This is a genomic window from Pseudarthrobacter phenanthrenivorans Sphe3 (assembly GCF_000189535.1).
GTDB lineage: Bacteria > Actinomycetota > Actinomycetes > Actinomycetales > Micrococcaceae > Arthrobacter > Arthrobacter phenanthrenivorans.
Map to the genome: position 1 here is coordinate 120,001 of NC_015145.1, position 21,601 is coordinate 141,601.

The following is a 21,601-nucleotide window of genomic DNA, read 5'->3' on the forward strand; positions in this document are numbered from 1 at the left end:
GACCCTAAGTCCGGCACAACACGTATTCCCGGAAGGAACCTAGCAATGAAGCTTGACCACTCCACCCCTGCCCGCCGTCGTCGTCGTACGGGTGCCGCCCTGGGCCTCGCGGCCACCGCGGCTCTGCTTCTCTCGGCCTGCAACGTCGGCACTCCCGTTGACCGTGACAAGGCGGCGCAGGCCGACGCCGGCGCCAAGACCCTCCGCCTTGCCCATGTGTACGATGCCGGCCACCCGGTTGAGAAATGTGGCATTGCCACTCTGAAGAAAGAACTCGAAGGCAGCGGACTCCAGGTCCAGAGTTTCCCCGCTGCGCAGCTGGGCAGTGAGGCGGAGTCACTGGAACAGGTTTCTTCCGGCGCGCTTGACATGGCGGTAGCCGGGCCCTCCTTCCTCGGGGTCTGGGAAAAGGACGCAGCGGTGCTGGACGGTGCCTACCTGTTCAAGGACGTGGACCATTTCGTCAAGACTGTCGAGGGCGACACCATGAAAGGCGTCTTCGACAAGCTGTACGAAAGCTCCGACCTCAAGGTCCTCTCCAGCTGGTACTACGGCACCCGCCACGTCACCGCCAACAAGCAGATCAAGAGTTCCCAGGACTTCGCAGGGTTGAAGATCCGCACCCCCAACGCACCGCTGTACCTGGAGAACATCAAGGCCATGGGCGGTACCGCCACACCAATGGCCCTGGACGAGGTCTACCTTGCGCTCCAGCAGGGTGCCATCGACGCACAGGAAAACCCCATCCCCACCATCGCCACCGCGAAGTTCAACGAGGTCCAGGACTACATCAACCTCACTGGCCACATGGTCCAAGGCGTCATGATCACCACCGGCCGCTCAGTCTACGAGGGCCTCACCGATGAAGAACGCAGCGCCCTTGAGGCTGCGATGGGCCCGGCAGCCGAAGCCGCCCGCAAGTGCATCGAGGAGCAGGAACAGAGCATCCTGGAGGAATGGAAGTCCGGCGACGGCATCAAGGTCAATGAGGATGTTGACCGCGAATCCTTCGCAGCCGCAGCCGAGGAAGCAATGCTCAAGCAGTCCTGGGGCGAGCTGTACCGGGAACTCAAGGACGCCCGATGATTCCCAGCAATTCACGGTCGGAGGCGCTCAAAGAGAACAACATCGCCACCGGCTCCCACGTCCCGCATGAACCGGATGAGCCGGACTTCGCCGAACAGCGCAGCCGGCTGTACCGGGGACTGGTTAACGTGGAGCGTGCAGCTTCCTGCACGCTCCTGGTGGCCACGCTCGCCCTGATCGTGCTGCAGGTGGTCAGCCGGTACGTGTTCAATGCGCCCTTCAGCTGGACAGAGGAGCTCGCCCGGTTCGCGCTGCTGTGGTTCACGTTTGTCTCCGCCGGCTTTGTGATGGCCCGCCGCATCCATATCGCCGTGGACCTGCTGGCCAGCAAGCTCGGACGGACCGGCACTGTCATCCTGGATACGTTCGCTCTGACGGCTGTGGTGGTAACCGCAGGCGTGATGGCGGTCAACGGCGCCCAGTCCGCCGTCGGCGCGAACCGGCTCCTGGCTCCGGCCACCAGTCTGCCGATGAGCGTCGTCTACAGCGCCGCGGTAACCGGGTTCATGCTCATTTTCCTCCACGCTGCCCTGCACATTTACCTCAATCTCCGCCACCCCGAGGTCGTCCCCGACGCAATGGAAAACCTCGAGCGGGAAGCGGTTTAGGACTCCCATGACCCTCCTCATCATGCTTATTGCGCTGCTGGCGCTGCTGGCCCTGCGCGTTCCCGTCTCGTTTGCCCTGCTGATTCCGTCGGTGGCCTACGTCATCATGGACCCGACGGCGCGGATGGGCACGGCAGTACAGCAGACGGTCTCCGGCGTGGACAGCTTTGCGATCCTCGCCGTGCCGATGTTCATCCTGCTTGGCAACCTGGCCAACGTCTCCGGCATCACGGACAAGCTCTACGACGCCGCAGTAGCTGCCATCGGGCATCTCCGCGGCAGCCTTGGATACGTCAACGTCGCCACCAGCTTCGGGTTCTCCTGGATGAGCGGAGCGGCGATCGCCGATGCCGCAGCCATGGGCCGGGTGCAAGTGCCGGCGATGGTGGAGCGCGGCTACAAGCGCGAGTTCGCCCTCGGTGTCACCGGCGCCTCCAGCCTCATCGCACCAATGATCCCGCCCAGCATTCCCGCCGTCATCTACGCTGTCACAGCGGGAGTATCCGTGGGCGCCCTGTTCATGGCCGGCATCGTGCCCGCCCTGGTGCTGGTCGCCTCTCTGTGCTTCACCGTCTGGCTGCTCATGCGCAAACGCGAGGAACTCCGGCTGCCAAAGTCCAGCTGGAAGCTGCGCGGGAAGACTACGCTGGCGGCCCTGCCCGCTATGGGTTCTGCCGTCGTCATCCTCGGCGGGATCCTCAGTGGCGTCTTCACTCCCACGGAAGCGAGCGGAATCGGCGTCATCTACATCCTGGTCCTGGCCCTGGCCTACCGGGCGCTGTCCTGGCGCAAGATCTACCGGACGCTGCTCACGACGGTGGAAACCTCCGGCTCGGTTCTGCTGATCGTTGCCGCGGCGGCACTCTTCGGCTGGGTTTTGGCCCGCGAGCAGGCTCCCCAGGTGGCCGCCAACCTGATCCTGGACATCACCAACCAGCCGATCGTGTTCCTGATCCTGGTGAATATCCTGCTCCTGATCGTCGGCTGCGTCCTGGAGCCGACGGCAGCGATCCTGATCCTGGTGCCCGTGCTGCTGCCGGTGGCCGAGACCTTTGGCATCGATCCCATCCACCTTGGAATCATGGTCATCTTCAACCTCCTGATCGGGCTGATCACACCCCCGGTGGGCCTGGTGCTCTTCGTGCTTTCGAGCGTGACCCGGGCGCCGGTACCGACAGTGATCAAGGGCATCCTCCCCTTCTTCGCCCCGATGGTCCTCACCCTCCTGGTCATCACCTTCGTCCCCGCGCTTACCGTCGGACTGCCCACGCTGCTGGGCTTCCTGTAACCCTGACTGCCTGCGCCAAAACAGAACCAAGGAACTTTCCATGTCACGCATCACTTCAGTACGAACCACCGACGTGCGCTTCCCCACCTCCCTGGACCTTTCCGGCTCTGACGCCGTGAACGTGGACCCGGACTACTCCGCCGCCTACGTTGAAATAGCCACGGACGACGGCGAACGCGGCTACGGCCTCGTTTTCACCTGCGGCCGCGGTAATGAACTCATTACCGCGGCGATGGACAGCTACGGCGAACTGCTGGTGGGACGGGACACCGACGAGCTTGTCAACAACCTGGGAGACGCCTCCCGGCGGCTGGTCCATGATTCACAGATGCGCTGGCTCGGTCCGGAGAAGGGCGTGTCGCACATGGCTTGCGGCGGCCTTGTCAACGCCCTGTGGGACGTACGGGCACGCCGCGAGAACAAGCCCTTGTGGCTGCTGCTCAGCGAGATGCCGGTCGAGGAACTGGTCAGCACCGTCGACTTCACCCACATCGGCAACGCCCTGACACCTCAGGATGCAACTGACATTCTTCAGCGCGGGCAGGCCGGCAAGCACGAACGCATTGCCGAACTCCAGCAAAACGGCTACCCGGCCTACACCACCACGCCCGGCTGGCTGGGCTATAGCGACGAGAAGCTCGTGCGTCTCTCAAAGGAGGCGGTCGCTGACGGTTTCGGGATGATCAAACTCAAGGTCGCAGGCAGCATCGAGGACGACCGCCGTCGTCTTTCCCTGGCACGCGAAGCAGTGGGTCCCGACGTCCGCATCGCCATTGACGCCAACCAGCGCTGGGAAGAGCAGGAAGCGATCGACTGGGTCAACCAGCTGCAGGACTTCAACCCTTACTGGATTGAGGAACCCACCAGCACCGACGACATTTTGGCCCACGCAGCTATCCGCAAGGCCGTCCACCCTATTAAAGTGGCGACGGGCGAGGCCGTGCAGAGCCGGATCATCTTCAAGCAGCTGCTGCAGGCCGGCGCCATCGACATCATGCAGATCGACTCCACCCGCGTTGCCGGCGTCAACGAGAACATCGCCAACCTGCTTCTCGCGGCGAAATTTAACACACCGGTTTGCCCGCATGCCGGGGGCGTGGGTCTGTGCGAGCTGGTCCAGCATTTCTCGTTCTTCGACTATGCGGCGATCAGCGGCACCATGGAGGACCGGGTCATCGAATTCGTTGACCATCTCCACGAGCACTTCAATGAGCCGGTGGTGGTTACCGGCGGGCGGTACCAGGCACCTAAGCTTCCCGGCGTCGGCGCTCAGATGTTCGACGAGTCTACGGCGCGGTGGACGTTCCCCACCGGTACCGGCTGGCAGGAACTGAACGAACGCTGACCCGGATCAACCCCGGAAGGATCCCCATGACTGCAACCATACTGACTATCGCCACCACCCCCGAGGACGTCGACCAGACAGCCCAGGCTGCGCACCGCGCGTTCCTGGAGGCCGCCGCTGAAACGCCGTCCACCCGGGCGGCGCGATTGAAGGCCATCGCTTCAGCCCTCCGTGACAACGCGGATGAGTTGGTGGCACTGGGCCAGAAGGATACGCACCTGGCTGAAGCCCGTCTGCAGGGCGAGCTCAAGCGTTCAGCCTTCCAGCTCGACCTGTTCGCCGAAGAGGTCCTCGCCGGCGTGCCGCTCGACGCCACAGTGGACCACGCCGACCCCCATTGGGGCATGGGCCCGAGGCCGGATATCCGCCGGGTCAACGTGCCCCTCGGCGTCGTCGGTGTTTTCGGTGCCTCCAATTTCCCGTTTGCCTTCAGCGTGATGGGCGGAGACTCGGCGTCCGCACTCGCCGCAGGATGCGCCGTCCTGCACAAGATCCATAGCGGACACCGGCAGCTCGCGCTGCGGACGGCGGAAGTGGTGCTCGAAGCCCTTCGTGGAACCGGGGCGCCGGAAGGTCTGTTCGCAGTCGTGGACGGCCGTGCCGCAGCGGAGGCCCTGGTTGACCATCCGCTGGTGAAGGCCGTCGGTTTCACCGGATCCACTGCAGGCGGCCGGGCGCTGTTCAACCGTGCCAGCGCCCGGCCGGAGCCGATTCCGTTCTACGGGGAGCTCGGAAGCATCAACCCCGTATTCGTGTTGCCCTCCGCGTGGCAGAACCGTGCGGTGGACATTCTCACCGGGTATGCCGGTTCTTTCACCATGGGTATGGGGCAGTTCTGCACCAAGCCCGGTCTGCTGTTCGTGCCCGACACCCTCGCCGAAGAGGAGCTGCGCGCCGTGCTCGAATCCGCGCTCGCCGAGGCACCGCTGGCCGAACTGCTCACACCCGGTCTGCGCGAATCCTTCGGCCAGGCCAGGGACGAGGTAGCCGCGCTCGACGGTGTCAGGACCTTGGTGCCCGGATCCGACGATGAGGTGCCCGCCCCCGCCGTCCTGCTCACGGACGCTGACGCCGTCACCCGCGACCCCGAGGTGCTTCACCGGGAGATGTTCGGGCCAGCCACCGTCGTCATCCGCTACCGTCATGCTGGCCAGCTCCCTGAACTGGCGTCTCTCATGGAAGGCCAGTTGACCACGACCATCCATGCCGACGACGGCGATGATGCCTCCCGCCTCCTCGACACCGTCACCGGCCTTGCCGGCAGGGTGTTGTGGAACGGCTGGCCGACCGGCGTAACCGTGTCCTATGCCCAGCAGCACGGCGGTCCCTACCCGGCCACCACGTCCCGCACCACCTCTGTGGGAACAGCCGCGATCAGCCGGTTCACCAGGCCGGTCGCCTACCAGGATGTACCCGACGCGGTGCTGCCGGCGGCCCTCCAGGAGTCGAACCCGTGGAACATCATGCGCCGGGTGGACGGACGCTTTGAGGTAATTGGAACCGAGGAAGGGAAGGACGGACTGTGAATCTTTCTGTCAGCGCACTGCTGCCCGACGACGCCGCGGCCGCGCTGCTGGTCGGACGGCTCTGGGATCCGGAAACAGCCGGGCCCCGGCCGGTCCTGGTGGACGGCGACACCCTCGTGGACCTGTTTGGGTACGCCGCGACGGTATCGGAACTGCTCAACGGCGACCAGCCTGCCGCGCTGCTGGAGGAGGCGCGAAGTTCCAATGCCCGCCGCTGGAACCTTGCTGAGGCGGTTCACGCGACGTCGGAAAACACAGGAAGCATTGAAACACCCCATCTGCTGGCCCCCGTCGACCTGCAGGCGGTGAAGGCCTGCGGTGTTACCTTCGTGGACAGCATGGTCGAACGAGTGATCGAGGAACGCTGCGGGGGTGATTTCACCCTTGCAGAGCAGATGCGCGCGCAGGTGCTGGAGGCCCTTGGCGGCAACCTTGCCGGTCTGCGCCCGGGCTCGCCGGAGGCCGCCCGTGTCAAGGACGTCCTGGTCCGCGAGGGGTTTTGGTCCCAGTACCTGGAAGTCGGCATCGGCCCCGATCCTGAGGTGTTCACCAAGGCACCGGTGCTGTCTGCGGTGGGCACTGGGTCGCACATCGGCGTCCCGTCCTTCTCCTCCTGGAACAACCCGGAACCGGAACTGGTGCTTGTGGTGGACAACCAGGGCCGGATCCGTGGGTGCACCCTGGGTAATGATGTGAACCTCCGCGACGTAGAGGGCCGCAGCGCGTTGCTGCTCGGCATGGCCAAGGACAACAACGGGTCAGCTGCCCTTGGGCCCTTTGTCAGGCTCTTCAACGACTCCTACACCCTCGACGATGCCCGGCAGGAGACCATCCAGCTCACGGTGCGCGGCACGGACGGCTACACGCTGAACGGAACCAACAGCGTGCAGCGACTGAGCCGTCCCTTCGAGGAACTCGTCCGTGCGGCGTACGGGCGCCACCACCAGTATCCGGACGGCTTCGTATTGTTCACGGGTACGCTGTTCGCGCCTAATGAGGATCGGGACGCTGCCGGGATGGGCTTCACCCACAAGTTCGGTGACGTCGTCGAAATCGGGAGCCCGCGGCTGGGTACACTGACCAACATGGTGGCACCCACGGAAGACCTTCAGCCCTGGTCATTCGGGATCGGCAGCCTGCTGCGGTACCTCCTGGCCCATTCCCGCGCCGACGAACCCAGCGGCAGAGCCGGTGCGCGATGAGTGAGGGCACCGTGCGGGAGGTCGAAGGCCGTGGGCGTTCCGGTGTCGACGTCTACGCGATCCTCCGTGCGAAGATCCTGGACCTGCAACTGCCGCCGGACGGGAAGGTGAATATCGACGCCCTGGCCAGGGAAATCGGCGTCTCCCAGACTCCCATCCGTGAGGCGCTCAGCCAGCTTGAGGGTGACCGGCTGATCGTTAAGACCCCGGGCAAGGGATACCGCACCACGGCACTGTTGGACACCGGGGAACTGCGGGAGCTCTTCGAGTTCCGCCTGCTCGTTGAACCTTGGGCAGCACGCGCCGCCGCGGTGAATCGGCTCATCAATCCGGCGCACGCACTCCAGGCGTGGGTCGACGAATTCGAAGCCGGTACCGCACAGGAAGGCAGCGTGCGGCACCGGTTGGTCACCCACGACACCGCGTTCCATGACCGCATCCTCTCGGCAAGCAGCAATGAGTTCGCGCTGCACGCCTACCGCGCAACTCACTGCCACCTGCACCTGTTCCGTTTGCATCCCGCTGACTATCAGGGCACCACCACGGTTGAGGAGCACCGTGCGATTGTGAACGCGATCGCCGCATGCGACCCGGATGCGGCTGAGGAAGCCATGCACCGTCACCTCATCGGCGCTTACCACCGCTTCGCGGAGGCGTTTGACCAGGACGATGCGGGCCTGCGGATCCCGTCCCCGGCCAAGCTCTGCTGATCCCTCCCGGAACCGACAAGGATGTTAACGATGGATTCTTTTACGGGCGTGCGTGCCCTAGTAACCGGCGGCGCCTCCGGAATCGGTGCTGCCATCACCGCAGCAATGACCGCACGCGGCGCACGCGTGGCTGTACTGGACCTGTCCCCCGGGAACCTGCCTGACGGTGTCGCGGGATTCACCTGCGACGTCGGTGACCGGGCCTCGGTTGACGATGCCGTCGCAGCGGCGGCCCGGCACCTTGGCGGGATAGACGTCCTCGTCAACAATGCCGGCGTCGGTGCCGCGGGAAGCGTGGCGGACAACGACGACGACGAGTGGCTCCGCGTGCTGAATATCAACGTGGTGGGCATGGCCCGGGTGTCCCGCGCGGCGCTGCCCTACCTGCGCGAGTCCAACCGCGCCGCCATCGTCAACACCGGATCGGTCGCCGCAACACATGGGTTGCCCCAGCGGGCCCTGTACTCAGCGAGCAAGGGAGCAGTCACCGCGCTCACCCGGGCCATGGCCGCTGATCACCTTCGGGAAGGCATCCGCGTGAACTGCGTCAACCCGGGCACCGCGGACACCCCGTGGGTATCCAGGCTGCTGGATGCGGCCGAGGATCCGGCAGCGGAGCGGAGCGCGCTCGAGGCACGGCAGCCTCACGGGCGGCTCGTAACAGCCGAGGAGGTCGCGGCGTCCGTGCTGTTCCTGGCCGACCCGGCCAACGGCTCGACGTCCGGCACGTCACTGTCCGTCGACGGCGGAATGCACAGCCTGCTGCTTCGGCCAACTGCCTAAGGGCCCCGAAAGCCCACAACGAAAAGGAGAGTCCAGATGGAACTGATGCGATTGGGCGAGCCCGGACAAGAGATCCCCGCGGCGCGCCAGGACGGCATCACCTACGACCTGCGCGGCGTGACTGCCGACATCACTGGGGCATTCCTGGGTGCGGACGGTATCAGCCGTGTCCGCGAGGCGCTGACCGCAGGGGAGCTGCCGGCACTTGCCGGGACCGAATCCCTGCGGGTGGGTCCGCCGGTGACTGGCATCGGCGCCGTCGTATGCGTGGGCCAGAACTACGCGGCGCACGCTGCCGAGACCGGAGACCAGCCACCGAAGGCGCCGATCATCTTCTTCAAGCACCCCAACACTGTAGTTGGCCCCAACGACGACGTCGTCATACCGCCAGGAGCGCAGAAGGTGGACTGGGAGGTGGAGCTCGCCGTCGTCATCGGCAAGCGCGCATCGTATCTGTCCAGCACCGAGGAGGCCCTGGAATGCATTGCCGGGTTCACGATCAGCAACGACGTCTCCGAGCGGGACTACCAGATTGTCCATTCAGGCGGTCAGTGGTCGAAGGGCAAGTGCGCGCCGACCTTTAACCCGCTGGGGCCCGCGCTGATACCGGCAGACGACGTCGCCGACCCGCAGGCGCTCCGCCTGTATTCGAAGGTCAACGGGGAGGACCGGCAGGACTCGACGACGGCGGACATGGTCTTCAGCATCGGCGAGATTATCCGGGACCTGTCCCAGTACATGGCGCTGGATCCTGGAGACGTGGTGAATACCGGCACGCCGCAGGGAGTTGCCCTCTCAGGCCGGTTTCCGTACCTCGCGCAGGGGGACGTGATGACGATCGGCGTTGAGGGCTTGGGCGAGCAGCAGCAGCGGGTGGTTGCCTTCTAGCGCGTGTCCGCTGAATATCAGCGGTGCCGCGTGGAATTTGTTAAATAACATGACCGTTCCCCGGGCAAGCTGCCCGGGGAACGGTCATGTCATGAGAGAGTTTGTCGGCTGGGAAGACCTGGGCCTAGGAAGCGGCTTCCTGCGCCTGGAGCGCGTCCACGTTCTCCGTGAGGACAGTCAGCTCCACGCGTTGCGGCCGCTCCACCGTGCTGGTGATGCGGACGGCCGAACCGGCGTGTGCTGATTCGAGCACGGATTCCATGACCTCCAGCGCGTGATAGGCCATCGCACCGCCGGCGCGGGGCTCGCTGCCGGCCGGGGTTGCGGCGAGGTCCGCGATCCCGAAGCCACGGCCGGAGTCCACGTAGCCGGCGGACACGGGGAGCGTTTCCCAATCCTCTGCCCCAAGGGAAAACAGCTGGACATCGCCGTCAAAGTAGTTGGGGTCCGGAACCACCAGTGATCCGCGCTCGCCGTGGATCTCGATGTTCGGCGACTTGGACTTCACGGCGTCGAAGCTCATGAACAGGGTGGACAGCGCACCGGAGGCATGGGTCAGGACACCGGTGACGTGGGAATCGATGGTGACGGGGATCTTTTCGCCTTGCCGCGGCCCGGAGCCGATGGTCCGCTCGTTGCGGGTGTGGCTCGCGGCGCCCACCACCGAGACCACCGGACCCAGCAGGGTCACCAGGGCGGTCACGTAGTAGGGGCCCATGTCCAGGAGGGGGCCGCCGCCCGGCTGGTAGTAAAAGTCCGGGTTTGGGTGCCAGCGCTCGTGGCCGGGGGTCACCATGGTGGCGCTCGCGGAGATCGGTGCGCCGATGAGGCCGTCATCGATCGCCTTGCGTGCCGTCTGGATGCCGGTGCCAAGCACCGTATCAGGAGCGCAGCCGACGACGACGCCCGCCTCCCGCGCTGCGTCCAGCACCTGCCGCGCCTCCTCAGTCGTTGCAGCGAGGGGCTTCTCGCCGTACACGCTCTTGCCCGCCGCGATCGCCTTAAGCGCCACCTCGGCGTGCGCCGCCGGGATGGTCAGGTTCAGGACCAGTTCGACGTCGTCCGCGGCCAGGAGGTCGTCCACGGACACGGCCCGGACGCCCTCATACTGCTCCGCCACCGCCTGTGCCCGTGCCGGATCTAGGTCCGCCACCGCCACGAGGTCGATGTCATTGAGCTTCCGGAAGTTGGCGAGGTACTGCGCGATGATGGCGCCGCAGCCAACGATTCCTACTTTCAACGGCTTGCCCACAGCAGGCCCCTTTCAATGATGGTGCGGACGTTCTGGTCCTGGAGGATTTCGACCCGGTGGCCAGGGGTGGCCACGAAGATGCGGCCCTTGCCCCACTGGCGGGTCCAGATGGCGGGGGAGGTGACCTCACGGTTCCAGGGGTCCCACTCGCGGACCTTCTGGGTGGTGGTGGCCAGGACGTCGATGTAGTCGTCGGAGAGGACCCAGTACTGCTCGGTCACCAGGTCAAAGTCCGTGATGCCCTTGGTGATGGGGTGCTCGGCCGCTGCGGGCAGCATGTTCACCGTGTAGGGCACGTAGTTGTCCGACTGCTCGCCTGTGCACTCGTCCGGGTGCTTTCCCGGGTGGCAGGCAAACTGCCCGCCGATCAGGTGCAGGTAGTCGGAGGTGTTCCGGTAGGAGTCGGCAATGCCGCCGTGCCAGCCGGCCAGGCCGGTGCCGTTTTCCACGGCTGCGCGCAGTCCGGCGAACTCGTCCTTTTCGATGGTGGACATGGTCATGCACTGCATGATCAGGTCCACCCCGGCCATGTAGTCGGCGTCGGCATAGATCTTGGGGGATTCCTCCACCCTGACCTCGTAGCCCTGCTCCTTGAGGTAGGGGATGAACTCTTCAGTGGCTTCGACCGGCTGGTGTCCGTCCCAGCCGCCGCGCACCACCAGTGCTGATTTGTTCTGGCTTGTCATTGTTTCCTCTTCAGTAATCTGTTCAGCGGGTGGCGAAGGCGGCGTCGAAGGCGGCTGCCGGCGGGGCGATCCGGGCAAGTTCCTGGACCATGGCCAGGGCTTGCGGTGCACCGATGAGGCGGTCCATTCCGGCGTCCTCCCATTCGATGCTGGTGGGGCCGTCGTAGCCGATGGCGTTCAGGGTCCGGAAGATCCGGTTCCACTGCACATTCCCGTGCCCGGCGGTCACAAAGTCCCAGCCGCGGCGCGGATCCGCCCACGCAAGGTGGGAGCCCAGGCGCCCGTTGCGGCCGTCGAGCTGGCGGATGGATTCCTTCACGTGGACGTGGAGGATGTGCTCTGCGAAGTCCTGCAGGAACATCACCGGGTCCAGGTCCTGCCAGATGAAGTGGGAGGGGTCGAAGTTGAGCCCGAAGCTCTTGCGGTGCCCGATCGCCTCCAGGGTGCGTTTGGCGGTCCAGTAGTCGTAGGCGATTTCGGACGGGTGGACCTCCAGTGCGAAGCGGACACCCTCCTCCTCGAACACGTCCAGGATCGGGTTCCAGCGGTCCGCGAAGTCCTGGTAGCCGGCGTCGATCATGGCCTGGGAGGCGGGCGGGAACATGGCGACGGCTTTCCAGATGGACGAGCCGGTGAACCCTGTCACCGTTTTGACGCCCAGGCGGGCGGCGGCCCGGGCGGTGTCCTTCATGGACTCTGCTGCCCGGCGGCGGACTCCTTCAGGATCGCCGTCGCCCCAGATTTCTGCGGACAGGATGCCCTGGTGCCGCTCATCGATGGGGTCGTCGCACACGGCCTGGCCGGTGAGGTGGTTGGCGATGGCGAAGACCTGCAGGTTGTTCTTCTCGAGGATGTCCAGCCGGCCCTGGAGGTAGTTGTCGTCCTCAGCCGCGCGGCGCGGGTCCAGGTGGTCGCCCCAGCAGGCGATCTCAAGCCCGTCGAAGCCCCACTCACCGGCGAGCCGGGCCACCTCCTCAAACGGCAGGTCGGCCCACTGGCCGGTGAAAAGCGTGATTGGTCGTGTCATCAGGTTTCCTTCGTTGCGTGCGGAAGCGTGCTCAGACTTTTTGCCACTGGCTGGAGTTGGCGGCGCTGGATTCCACGGCCGCGAGGACCCGCTGCACCTGCAGGGCGTCCGCAAAGGACGGTTCCGGCTGGCGGCCTTCTCCGATGGCCGTGACGAGGTCCACAACCTGGTGGGTGAAGCCATGCTCGTACCCGAGCCCGTGCCCGGTGGGCCACCAGTTCCCCACATAGGGGTGCTCCGGTTCCGTCACGAAGATCCGGCGGAAGCCGGCGTTGGGGGATTCGGCGGCGTCGTAGAAGTTCAGGACGTTCATGTCCTCGAAGTCAAAGGCCAGGGAGCCCTTGGTGCCGTTCACTTCCAGCCGCATGGCGTTCTTCCTGCCCAGCGCGTACCGCGTGGCCTCAAAGACGCCGATGGCACCCGCGGAAGCAGCGCCGTCGAACTTTGCGCTGAAGATGGCTGCGTCATCGACGGTGACCTTCCCCCGGGGCGCATCGCTGCTGAGGTCGCCGTGCCCGCCCAGGCCTACGAGGTCACCGGCCAGGGGGCGTTCAGGGACGAAGGTTTCGAGCAGTGCCGACACTCCGGTGATGTTCTGGCCGGTGACCCACTGGGCCGCATCGATGCTGTGGGCTCCGATGTCACCCAGCGAACCGGAGCCTGACTTGCTCTTGTCCAGCCGCCAGGTCATGGGGGCGTTTGCGTCCGAAAGCCAGTCCTGCAGGTACTGGGCCCGGACGTGGCGGATCTCGCCGAGCCTGCCCTGTTCCACGAACCGCTTGGCCAGGGCCAGCGCCGGGGTGCGGCGGTAGCTGAAGCCGCACATCGACATGACGCCCTGCTTGGCGGCGGTCTCCGCGGCGAGGGTCATCCGTTCGGCTTCCTCCACGGAGTTGGCCAGTGGCTTCTCGCACAGCACGTGCTTGCCCGCCTCAAGCGCCGCGATGGCAATCTCGGCATGGGTGTCGCCGGGGGTACAGATATCGATCAGGTCGATGTCGTCCCGCTCGATCAGCCGGCGCCAGTCCGTTTCAACCGATTCCCAGCCAAACTTGTCCGCTGCCGCGCGCACGCCCTCGGCGTTCCTGCCGGCGACGGCGGTCAGCGCCGGTTGCAGCGGCAGGTCGAAGAACCGGGGCGCAGTGCGCCAGGCGTGGGAGTGGGCTGCACCCATGAAGGCGTAGCCCACCATGCCGACCCGCAGGGGCTTTGCGGTGGTCATATGAATGTCCTTTCTATTTGCTGAAGCCGGCGGTCAGGCCGCTGAGCAGCTGGCGGCGGCCGACGACGTAGAGCACCAGGATGGGCAGCGTGCTCAGCATCACGGAGGCGAGCACGGCCGGGATATTGACGCTGTATTCACCTTGGAAGCTCCACAGGGCAAGGGGCAGCACGCGCAGTTCCGGGCTCTGGGTGAGGACCAGCGGAAGCAGGAATCCGTTCCAGACGTGCAGGCCGTTGTAGATGGCTACCGTCACGATGGCCGGGCGGGTCAGCGGAAGGGCCAGCCGCCACATGATCTGCCATTCGCTGCAGCCGTCCAGCCGCATCGATTCGAACAGTTCGTTCGGAACGTCGCGGATGAAGTTGGACAGGATCAGCACTGTCAGCGGGATGGCAAAGGCGATGGACGGCAGGATCAGAGCCAGCAGGCTGTCGTACAGGTTGAGCCGGATGATCATCAGGTAGATCGGGATGATCGTTGCCTGCAGGGGAATCGCCAGTCCCATCAGGAACAGGCCGTTGACCAGTTTGAGGAACCTGCCGCTGCCCCGGACGATGGCGAAGGACGCCATGAAGGAAATCAGCACGGCGGGTGCCACGGCACCGATTGTCACGATGGCACTGTTCATGAAGTACCTGGCGAAATCCGCCTCAAGCACCAGCTGGTAGTTTTCCAGCGTGGGTGAGGTGGGGAGTGCCAGGGGGTTCTGGCCGAAGTAGCCTTCCTGGGTCTTCAGGCTGGTGATCACCACGTAGTACACGGGAATGATGATGATGGCGAGCCAGAGCCAGCCGCCCAGCCCTGCGGGGATGTTGAGCCGGCGCAGCCGGGAGCCCAGGCCGCGTCCGCGGGCCGCTGAGGAGGCAGCGGAGCTGGCCCTGCTTTCCTCCGTGCTGGTGTTCAAGACGGTGCTCACGCTACAGACCTTCCAATTGGCTGCCCTGCTTGTCCTTGCCGCCGAGGCGCTGGAGGAGCAAGGCAAGGGCAAGGCCGATGATGACGAGGATGACGGCGATGACGCTGGCGGGGCCCATCAGGTTGGCCCGGAAGCCCCGCAGGTACATGTCGAGGGCAAGGATCCTGGTGGAGTTGCCCGGGCCGCCGCCGGTGAGGACGAAGATCAGGTCGAAGTACGTCAGCGATCCCACCACCATCAAAGTGGATGAGGTGATGATGGTGTACTTCAACTGGGGGAGCGTGATGTGGAAGAACTGCTTAATGGTGCCCGCCCCGTCGATCTCGGCCGCTTCGTAGAGGGACTTGGGAATCTGCCGCACGCCGCCCTGGTAGATGAGCGTATGGAACGGTACGAACTGCCAGGCGATCACGAAGATGACCAGTCCCAGGGCCAGGTGCGGTACACCAAGCCAGTCCTGCGCAAGGAACGGCAGGCCAAGACCCGTGGCGAGGCCGAAGTTCGGATCCAGCAGGGCCTTGAACGCAATGGCCACCGCCGCTGAGGAGAGCAGCAGGGGCAGGAAGTACAGTACTGCCAGGGCTGCGCGGTAACGCTGGCTTCCTGCCGTGAAGACCCCCAGGAGGAGGCTGATCGGTGTCTGGACCAGCCAGGAGGCGATCATAATCAGGAAGGTCAGCCCCAGGGCGTTGTACAGGCCGGGGTCGGCGAGGACGGAGAACCAGTTGGCCATGCCCGCCACACCGATGGCACCGATGCCGTCCCAGCTGGCGAAGCTGAGCATGAAGACGCCGGCCAGCGGCACTACGGCGAAGACCAGGAAGAAGAACAGCGCCGGCACGGTCAGCCACGCAAGTGCAGCCTTGCGCTTTCCGGTCTGTTCGGACTCGCCCCTGGTGGCGGCAGTCCGAGGCGCGGTGGAGACGGTGTTACTCATTTTCCGAGGGTGGCATTCATGTTCTCGGCGAACTGCTGCGGCGTAATCGACTTCAGGAACAGCTGGTCGATGTTGTTCAGCAGGGCCTCGGCTGCGGTGGGGCTCAGGGCCTGGTCCCACGACTGCTGGAAGTTCGGGGCGTTCTTGGCCAGGTCGTAGACGAAGTTCAGGAACTCCTTGTCCTCGGACTTGTCCAGCTTGTTCTCGATGCCATTGACGATGGGTACGGATCCGGAGTTGATGTAGGTGTCGATGACTGTTTCGGTTAGGATGCCGTCCTTGAAGAACTTCTTCGCGGACTCCTTTTCCTGCTCCGTGGCCTTGGTGGAGATGGACATGTACTGGGCCGGGTTTCCGACGCCGTTCTTGGGGTTGCCCTTTCCACCGGGAACCGTGGGGAACTGGACGAAGCCCAGTTTCCCGTTCTGGACGAAGTTCTGGCCGTTTTTCTTCATGCCGCCGTAGGTCCAGGTGCCGTGCAGCATCATGGCGGCCTTGCCTGTGAACAGAAGGGCCTGGTCCGCGTTGGAGTCGGCGGTGATCGAGGAGAAGCCCTTGATGAAACCTTCGGCGGAGACGAGTTCCTGGATCTTGGTGCCGGTCTCAATCACGGCCGGGTCCAGCCAGGAATTAGGCTTGCCCTCGAAGATTGCGTTGAAGACCTCGTGGCCGCCGATGCGGTCCAGCAGGTATTCAAGCCACATCATGGAGGTCCAGCGTGACTGCCCGCCGAGCGAGAAGGGGGCCACTCCCATGTCGTTGAAGGTCTTGACCAGCGACATGACGTCATCCCAGGTCTTAGGCGGCTGTGCGCCGGCTTTCTCGAACAGTTCCTTGTTGTAAAACAGGACGATCGGGGCTACGTACTGGTTGGGCAGGGCGTAGATCTTGCCGTTCACGGTGGCTGCGCCGAAGGAGGAAGGGAAGAACTTTTCCTTCAGGTCCTTGTTCTCCTCGAACCAGGCGGTGAGGTCCTCCACCTGGTTTGCTTCCGCATAGGTCTTCAGCGTGCCGCCGCCCCAGCCGTAGATGATCGTGGGGGCCTGGCCGGCGCCGATGGCGGTCTTGATCTTGGTTTTGTACGCATCGTTCTGGAAGTACGTCACCTCGATCTTGTTATCCGGGTTTGCCGAGTTGAAGGCCTCCACGGCTTTCTTCATGGTGGTTTCGTTCGGCTCGCCGGAGAGGTACCACATGCTGGCGCCCCCGCCGCCACTGGCAGTGCCCGGTCCGGAGGTCCCGCACGCGCTGGTCGCCGCGACGGCGAAGGGCGTGAGGGCGGCAAGGGCGAGGAAAGAGCGGCGGGAGGTCTGGGGCTGCTTCATTGCTTCTCCATCTGGAAATTTGCTTCTTTGCAAGTACCGGAGCGCTGGCTCCGTTCCACCTTTTCGAAATGTTTCGAATCCGTGGTTTAGGTCACTTACTAAACTAAAGCCCCTTAATCCGTTGCGGTCAAGAGGAAGTTGGCACAATTTTTCTCAACGGTTTCGACGTTCCGGGCATCCCTTGACGGCTGAACAATGCATCGACAGAATGAGATTTCCGAAACATTCGAAAGATTGCGATCGCCATGACAACCAAAACGTCCCCGCGGACTAAGCCGACGCTCGCCTCTGTGGCGCGGCAGGCCGGCGTCTCGGCGCCCACAGTGTCCAAAGTGGTGAACGGCCGGGAGGATGTAGCCCCGGAGACCCGCGCCCGGATCCTCGCCGCACTGGAGCAGGTCGGCTACCAGTCGCCCCAGCTGCGGCGGACCACGGTGGAGGCCGGGACTGTTGTTGAAGTGGTGATCGACGTGCTGGACTCGGCCTACATGATTGAGGTCCTCAACGGAATCCTGCAGTTCGCTGCGGCCGCCGATGTGGAAATCCTGGTCAGCGTCACCGGCCGTGGAAACTCGAGCCTGCCCAGCCCCGAGCGGCGTGCCCAGCGCATGCTGGACGAGGGGAGGACCGGCATGATTGTGGTGACCTCCGCGTTCAGCGAGGCACAACTCCAGGCCTTCCGGCGCCGCAAGATCCCCGTCGTCGTCATCGATCCGCTCAACCCGCCGTCGGCCGATGTTGTCAGCGTTGGGGCCACGAACTGGGCCGGCGGCAAAGCCGCCACCGAACACCTGCTCGACTTGGGCCACCGCCGCATCGCCTACATTGGCGGGATCGAGAACGCGGAGTGCAACCAGGCACGGCTGCACGGCTACATGGCGGCCCTGATGGCCCGCGGCATCACGGTGGACCCCCGGTACATCGTTTCGGGCGGCAAGTTCCGGCGGGAGAGCGGTGTCGCCGGGTTCCAGGAACTGCTTAAGCTCGACCAGCTCCCCACGGCTATCTTTGCCGGAAGTGACGCGATCGCCCTGGGTGTCCTCAGTGAAGCAGGACGCCATGGTGTCCGCATCCCCGAAGACGTCAGCCTCATCGGCTTCGACGGAACCAAGCAGGGCGCCGAGTCGGTCCCCTCGCTCAGCTCCGTAGCCCAGCCGCTGGAAGAGATGGGGCGCGCTGCGCTGCGGTCAGTGCTGCGCCAGGCCCGCGGGGAGTTCCCCGACTCGCACCGCGTGGAGCTCGCCACCCACCTGATCGTCCGGGACTCCACGGTCCCTCCCGCCGGCGCCCTCAAAGGATGACCTCCCACACATGAAAATCACCAACCTCGACACTGTCGTCGTCGACTTTTACCGGACCAACCTGATCTTCGTCCGTCTGCACACGGATTCCGGCCTCACCGGCGTGGCTGAAGCAACCCTGGAGGGGCAGGAGCATGCTGTCCGCGGCGCCGTCGCTGTCCTTGCGGACGCGGTCCGGGGCAAGGACCCAACAAAGATCAGCCAGACCATCTACGAACTCAACCGCGACGCGTACTGGCGCGGCGGACCGGTGTCAATGACGGCCCTCAGCGCCCTCGAAATGGCAATGTGGGATGTATCGGCCCGTGCACTGGGCGTGCCCATCCACCGCATGCTGGGCGGCCAGGTCCGGGACCGGGTCCGCGCCTACGCCAACGGCTGGTTCTCCGGAGCCAAAACCCCAGAGGACTTCGCCGAAGCCGCCGTCCAGACTGTCGCCCAGGGCTTCCGCGGCCTCAAGTGGGATCCGTTCGAGGCCGCGGACCTGGTCTTGGAACCGCGGGATCTGCGGCGCATGCTCGAGCCAGTGGCCGCTGTGCGGGAGGCCGTGGGCGATGATGTTGAGCTGTTCATTGAAGGACACGGCCGGTTCGACGTGCCCACAGCCATCCGGGTAGCGCGTGAGATCGAGCAGTTCCAGCCGGTGTTCTTCGAGGAACCCTGCCCGCCGGACGGCCTCGACTCGCTCATCGAAATCCGGTCCAAATCCCCGGTGCCGATCGCGGCGGGGGAGCGCTGGTTCGGGCGGAACACCTTCGTCCCCGCCCTTGCCCGGAAGGCCGTGGACTACATCCAGCCCGACGTCACCCACGCCGGCGGCCTGCTGGAACTGTCATTCATCTCCACGCTCGCAGCAGCCCACTACATTCCCTTCGCCCCGCACAACCCCAGCGGACCGCTGAGCACCGCGGCCACCCTGCAGCTGGGCGCCATGCTGCCCAACTTCCGGTACCTGGAAATCATGGCCTCCGATGTTCCCTGGCGGAGCGAGATCTCCAACGAGCGCCTCCAACTGACCGAAGAGGGGGACATCCTCATCCCCGACGGGGTAGGCCTGGGCGTCGAACTCGACTTCGACGCGATAGCCGAACACCCGTACACACCGCATCCCATGCGAATCTTCCGTGACGCGGTCGCCGACATAAGGCCCCCGGACGCCCGCTCCTACTTCAACCTCGCGCGCACCGAGGTCCGAACCTGAGGGAGAACTGCCATTGAGCGGCGCCCGGTGATGCGCTGCCGTTGTTAGCTTGGCCACATGGGGCGCGTAGCCCAATAAACGGGGAAAAAGGGGCTGTCCGGCGACGTATGATTATCGCGCCGGCCAACAAACGAGGTCCTCGCCCACTCGGGCTCGAGTAAACGGTTTGTCCGGCAAAGCCTGATCCAGCCAGCCGTTCCGGCCCTGAAAATCAGGAAAAACAACCCCAACAAAACCTCCTACACTCCTGCCCGGCCCACGCCGCCGGCACCCCTGAAAGGACACCATGGAACTGCTGTGGGAAATCGCCGGTTGGGCCGGCGCTGTTGCGATCCTCAGTGCATACCTGTCGGTTTCCATGGGCTGGCTGAAGGCAGGCAAGGGCTTCCAGACCGCTAATCTCTTCGGTGCCGTTGCCTTCATCATCAACGGCACCGTCCACGGCGCCTGGCCGTCCGTGGTAACGAACGTTGCCTGGTTCCTCATTTCCGCCGTCGCGCTGGTCCGCATGCGGTCCACCGCGCCCCAGCCGGTGGCGCCAGCTGAGGAACCGCAGGTTCAGTTCCCCGGCGTCCCGGACACTACCGGCCAGCTCGCTGTTGTTGAGGTCCTCACCGGGACCGTGCACGGCGAAGCGGCAGGTCTCCGCCCCGCCACGGAATGCACGACGGCGGTCAGGCCGGCCGGCGTGCCCTGCTGACCTGCGCCCCGCCTGACTGCGCGTTCCACCTATGGATCGCCATTGAGACTGCATGGTACTTTGACCGTCCTACGTCGCTTACAGGAAGCGATCCAGGAGGAGGGCAAGCTCATGAGTGATACCAATTCCGCCGGAACGAACGTGGACGTCGTGGACATCCTGACCAGCGACCACCAGGACATGATCGCGCTGATCGGCCAGATCAAGGGCGCGCCCAACGGAGACCAGCGCAGGGACCTTGCGGACACCCTGATCGCCGAGGTCATGCGCCATGCCGTGGCCGAGGAAATGTACGTCTATCCCGCCGTCGAGGACCATGTGCCCAACGGCAAAGAGGAAGTGGAACACGACAAGAAGGAACACGACGAGATCGTCAAGCTGATGAAGCGGCTGGAAAAGGCTGACTCCTCCGACCAAGAGTTCATGGAACTTGTCCATGAACTCGAGGGGCAACTGACACATCACGCCAGCGACGAGGAAACCGAACAGTTCCCGAAGCTCCGCCTTCACATTCCGCGCGAGAAGCTGGTGGAGATCGGCGGGAAGGTGGAGAAAGCGAAAAAGCTGGCACCGACACGGCCGCACCCCAGCGCACCGCATTCCGAGCTGTTCCATAAGACTGTGGGACCGGGTGTAGGCATGGTGGACCGGCTCCTGGACAAACTGACCGGCAGGCACACGGGGTCGTAGGGCAGCGGAGAGGCCGCACCTGGACCAGCTGACTAGCTGCCCACTGCCAAAAGCTGCTGGATCTGCTCCGCGGCGTCGCTGTCCGGAGCGGGCGTGTAGATCACGATGTGGAGATCGGGGCGGTCGGAGGGTGACACCTGGTGGTGCTCCAGCCTTAGGACGCCCACCGAGGGGTGGCGGAACAGCCGCTCCCGGGATTCGAAGCCCAGGATGTCGTACCGCTCCCAGCCCTCCTTGAACTCTGCGCTCGTCCCCTTCAGCCGCTCCACCTGGTAGGCCACGTCCGGATCGCCCAGCCGCTGCCCGGCTTCTGCCCGGAACTCGGCCAGGAACCTCCTGCTGGTGACGTCCCAGTCGGGGAGCAGCTCCTTCACGTAGGGGTCAGTAAAGACAAGCCACAGCAGGTTCCGCTCTGGGGCGGCCACGTTGGCGATGTTGGGATACAGGGCGGCGTACGCCCGGTTCCAGCCCACCACGCTCCAGTCCGGGGCAAGCGCGAAAGCCGGGTTGGCGCCCAGGGCGTCGAGGAGGCGCTGGATATGCGCGGGGGCATCGGCAGCCTCAGGGCTGGCCGACACAGGCGCCGAATAACCCCCGAGCGACAGGACATAGGAACGCCCGGTCTCCGAAAGGTGCAGCGTCCTGGCCACGGCCTCGAGCACTTCCCGCGAGGGCCGGATGTCCCGTCCCTGTTCGAGCCAGGTGTACCAGGTGACGCTGACCCCGGACAGGAAGGCCACTTCCTCGCGCCGCAGCCCCCGTTCCCGTCGGCGTGCCACCGGCGGCAATCCGTACTCGGACCGCAGCGCCTGATCGCGCCGCGCCCGCAGGAAAAGCCCGAGTTCCCTGCGCTTCTCACCAGCCTCTTTCACGCCTACCAACACTAGTACTCTGGTACTCCCACT

Annotated in this window: 21 protein-coding genes; 13 read left to right on the forward strand and 8 right to left on the reverse strand. The window is 64.8% G+C overall.

Annotation, left to right across the window (positions count from 1 at the left end):
* Nucleotides 1–45: 45 nt before the first annotated feature.
* From ASPHE3_RS00590 to ASPHE3_RS00630, 9 genes are read left to right on the forward strand one after another with little or no spacing between them, the layout of a single operon-like run.
* Entirely contained in the window at nt 46–1,086 is a 1,041-nt protein-coding gene (locus tag ASPHE3_RS00590) for a sialic acid TRAP transporter substrate-binding protein SiaP (protein WP_013599282.1), read from the forward strand.
* Nucleotides 1,083–1,694, forward strand: coding sequence for a TRAP transporter small permease (locus ASPHE3_RS00595; RefSeq protein WP_013599283.1), 612 nt, complete (start codon nt 1,083–1,085; stop codon nt 1,692–1,694). The genes ASPHE3_RS00590 and ASPHE3_RS00595 overlap by 4 nt, the downstream gene beginning before the upstream one ends.
* Before the next feature lie 7 nt (nt 1,695–1,701).
* Nucleotides 1,702–2,982, forward strand: coding sequence for a TRAP transporter large permease (locus ASPHE3_RS00600; protein WP_013599284.1), 1,281 nt, complete (start codon nt 1,702–1,704; stop codon nt 2,980–2,982).
* 40 nt (nt 2,983–3,022) lie between these two features.
* On the forward strand, nt 3,023–4,327 hold the full coding sequence (locus ASPHE3_RS00605) for an enolase C-terminal domain-like protein (RefSeq protein ID WP_013599285.1): 1,305 nt from the start codon (nt 3,023–3,025) through the stop codon (nt 4,325–4,327).
* 26 nt (nt 4,328–4,353) lie between these two features.
* Nucleotides 4,354–5,853, forward strand: a complete 1,500-nt coding sequence (locus ASPHE3_RS00610) for an aldehyde dehydrogenase (NADP(+)) (RefSeq protein WP_013599286.1) — start codon at nt 4,354–4,356, stop codon at nt 5,851–5,853.
* Nucleotides 5,850–7,055, forward strand: coding sequence for a fumarylacetoacetate hydrolase family protein (locus ASPHE3_RS00615; protein WP_013599287.1), 1,206 nt, complete (start codon nt 5,850–5,852; stop codon nt 7,053–7,055). The genes ASPHE3_RS00610 and ASPHE3_RS00615 overlap by 4 nt, the downstream gene beginning before the upstream one ends.
* Nucleotides 7,052–7,765: a GntR family transcriptional regulator gene (locus ASPHE3_RS00620; RefSeq protein WP_013599288.1), complete on the forward strand. Its 714-nt coding sequence runs from the start codon at nt 7,052–7,054 to the stop codon at nt 7,763–7,765. Before ASPHE3_RS00615 ends, ASPHE3_RS00620 begins: the two co-directional genes overlap by 4 nt.
* 30 nt (nt 7,766–7,795) lie before the next feature.
* A complete protein-coding gene (locus tag ASPHE3_RS00625) occupies nt 7,796–8,548 on the forward strand; it encodes an SDR family NAD(P)-dependent oxidoreductase (protein WP_013599289.1) in 753 nt (250 codons plus the stop codon).
* A gap of 36 nt (nt 8,549–8,584) precedes the next feature.
* Nucleotides 8,585–9,436: a fumarylacetoacetate hydrolase family protein gene (locus ASPHE3_RS00630; RefSeq protein WP_013599290.1), complete on the forward strand. Its 852-nt coding sequence runs from the start codon at nt 8,585–8,587 to the stop codon at nt 9,434–9,436.
* 124 nt (nt 9,437–9,560) lie between these two features.
* Here ASPHE3_RS00630 and ASPHE3_RS00635 read toward each other — a convergent pair whose 3' ends face one another.
* From ASPHE3_RS00635 to ASPHE3_RS00665, 7 genes are all read right to left on the reverse strand, one after another.
* Nucleotides 9,561–10,688 (reverse strand): Gfo/Idh/MocA family protein, encoded by a 1,128-nt coding sequence (locus tag ASPHE3_RS00635; protein WP_013599291.1) that lies wholly within the window; start codon nt 10,686–10,688, stop codon nt 9,561–9,563.
* Complete coding sequence (locus ASPHE3_RS00640; protein ID WP_013599292.1) at nt 10,673–11,374, reverse strand: ThuA domain-containing protein; 702 nt, start codon at nt 11,372–11,374, stop codon at nt 10,673–10,675. The genes ASPHE3_RS00635 and ASPHE3_RS00640 overlap by 16 nt, the downstream gene beginning before the upstream one ends.
* 22 nt (nt 11,375–11,396) lie before the next feature.
* Nucleotides 11,397–12,401 (reverse strand): sugar phosphate isomerase/epimerase family protein, encoded by a 1,005-nt coding sequence (locus ASPHE3_RS00645; protein WP_013599293.1) that lies wholly within the window; start codon nt 12,399–12,401, stop codon nt 11,397–11,399.
* 31 nt (nt 12,402–12,432) lie between these two features.
* Complete coding sequence (locus tag ASPHE3_RS00650; RefSeq protein ID WP_013599294.1) at nt 12,433–13,623, reverse strand: Gfo/Idh/MocA family protein; 1,191 nt, start codon at nt 13,621–13,623, stop codon at nt 12,433–12,435.
* 13 nt (nt 13,624–13,636) lie between these two features.
* The gene (locus ASPHE3_RS00655) at nt 13,637–14,452 is read right to left on the reverse strand and encodes a carbohydrate ABC transporter permease (RefSeq protein WP_375153948.1); all 816 of its coding nucleotides are present in this window, start codon (nt 14,450–14,452) and stop codon (nt 13,637–13,639) included.
* Between the two features lie 91 nt (nt 14,453–14,543).
* Nucleotides 14,544–15,479 carry a carbohydrate ABC transporter permease gene (locus ASPHE3_RS00660; protein WP_013599296.1) on the reverse strand — a complete coding sequence of 312 codons (936 nt, stop codon included), beginning with the start codon at nt 15,477–15,479 and terminating at the stop codon, nt 14,544–14,546.
* The gene (locus ASPHE3_RS00665; RefSeq protein ID WP_013599297.1) at nt 15,476–16,804 is read right to left on the reverse strand and encodes an extracellular solute-binding protein; all 1,329 of its coding nucleotides are present in this window, start codon (nt 16,802–16,804) and stop codon (nt 15,476–15,478) included. Before ASPHE3_RS00665 ends, ASPHE3_RS00660 begins: the two co-directional genes overlap by 4 nt.
* 245 nt (nt 16,805–17,049) lie before the next feature.
* Between ASPHE3_RS00665 and ASPHE3_RS00670 the strand changes: the two genes are divergently transcribed.
* The 4 genes from ASPHE3_RS00670 (at nt 17,050) to ASPHE3_RS00685 (ending at nt 20,696) form a co-directional block, all read left to right on the forward strand.
* Entirely contained in the window at nt 17,050–18,105 is a 1,056-nt protein-coding gene (locus ASPHE3_RS00670) for a LacI family DNA-binding transcriptional regulator (RefSeq protein ID WP_013599298.1), read from the forward strand.
* Nucleotides 18,106–18,115: 10 nt separating this feature from the next.
* Nucleotides 18,116–19,306: a mandelate racemase/muconate lactonizing enzyme family protein gene (locus ASPHE3_RS00675; RefSeq protein ID WP_013599299.1), complete on the forward strand. Its 1,191-nt coding sequence runs from the start codon at nt 18,116–18,118 to the stop codon at nt 19,304–19,306.
* A 286-nt stretch (nt 19,307–19,592) separates the two neighbouring features.
* Nucleotides 19,593–20,006, forward strand: coding sequence for a CBU_0592 family membrane protein (locus tag ASPHE3_RS00680; protein WP_013599300.1), 414 nt, complete (start codon nt 19,593–19,595; stop codon nt 20,004–20,006).
* Nucleotides 20,007–20,117: 111 nt separating this feature from the next.
* Nucleotides 20,118–20,696, forward strand: a complete 579-nt coding sequence (locus ASPHE3_RS00685; RefSeq protein WP_013599301.1) for a hemerythrin domain-containing protein — start codon at nt 20,118–20,120, stop codon at nt 20,694–20,696.
* A 32-nt stretch (nt 20,697–20,728) separates the two neighbouring features.
* Here the strand turns inward: ASPHE3_RS00685 and ASPHE3_RS00690 are convergent, their stop codons facing one another.
* Nucleotides 20,729–21,580: a helix-turn-helix transcriptional regulator gene (locus ASPHE3_RS00690; protein ID WP_013599302.1), complete on the reverse strand. Its 852-nt coding sequence runs from the start codon at nt 21,578–21,580 to the stop codon at nt 20,729–20,731.
* Nucleotides 21,581–21,601 lie beyond the last annotated feature (21 nt).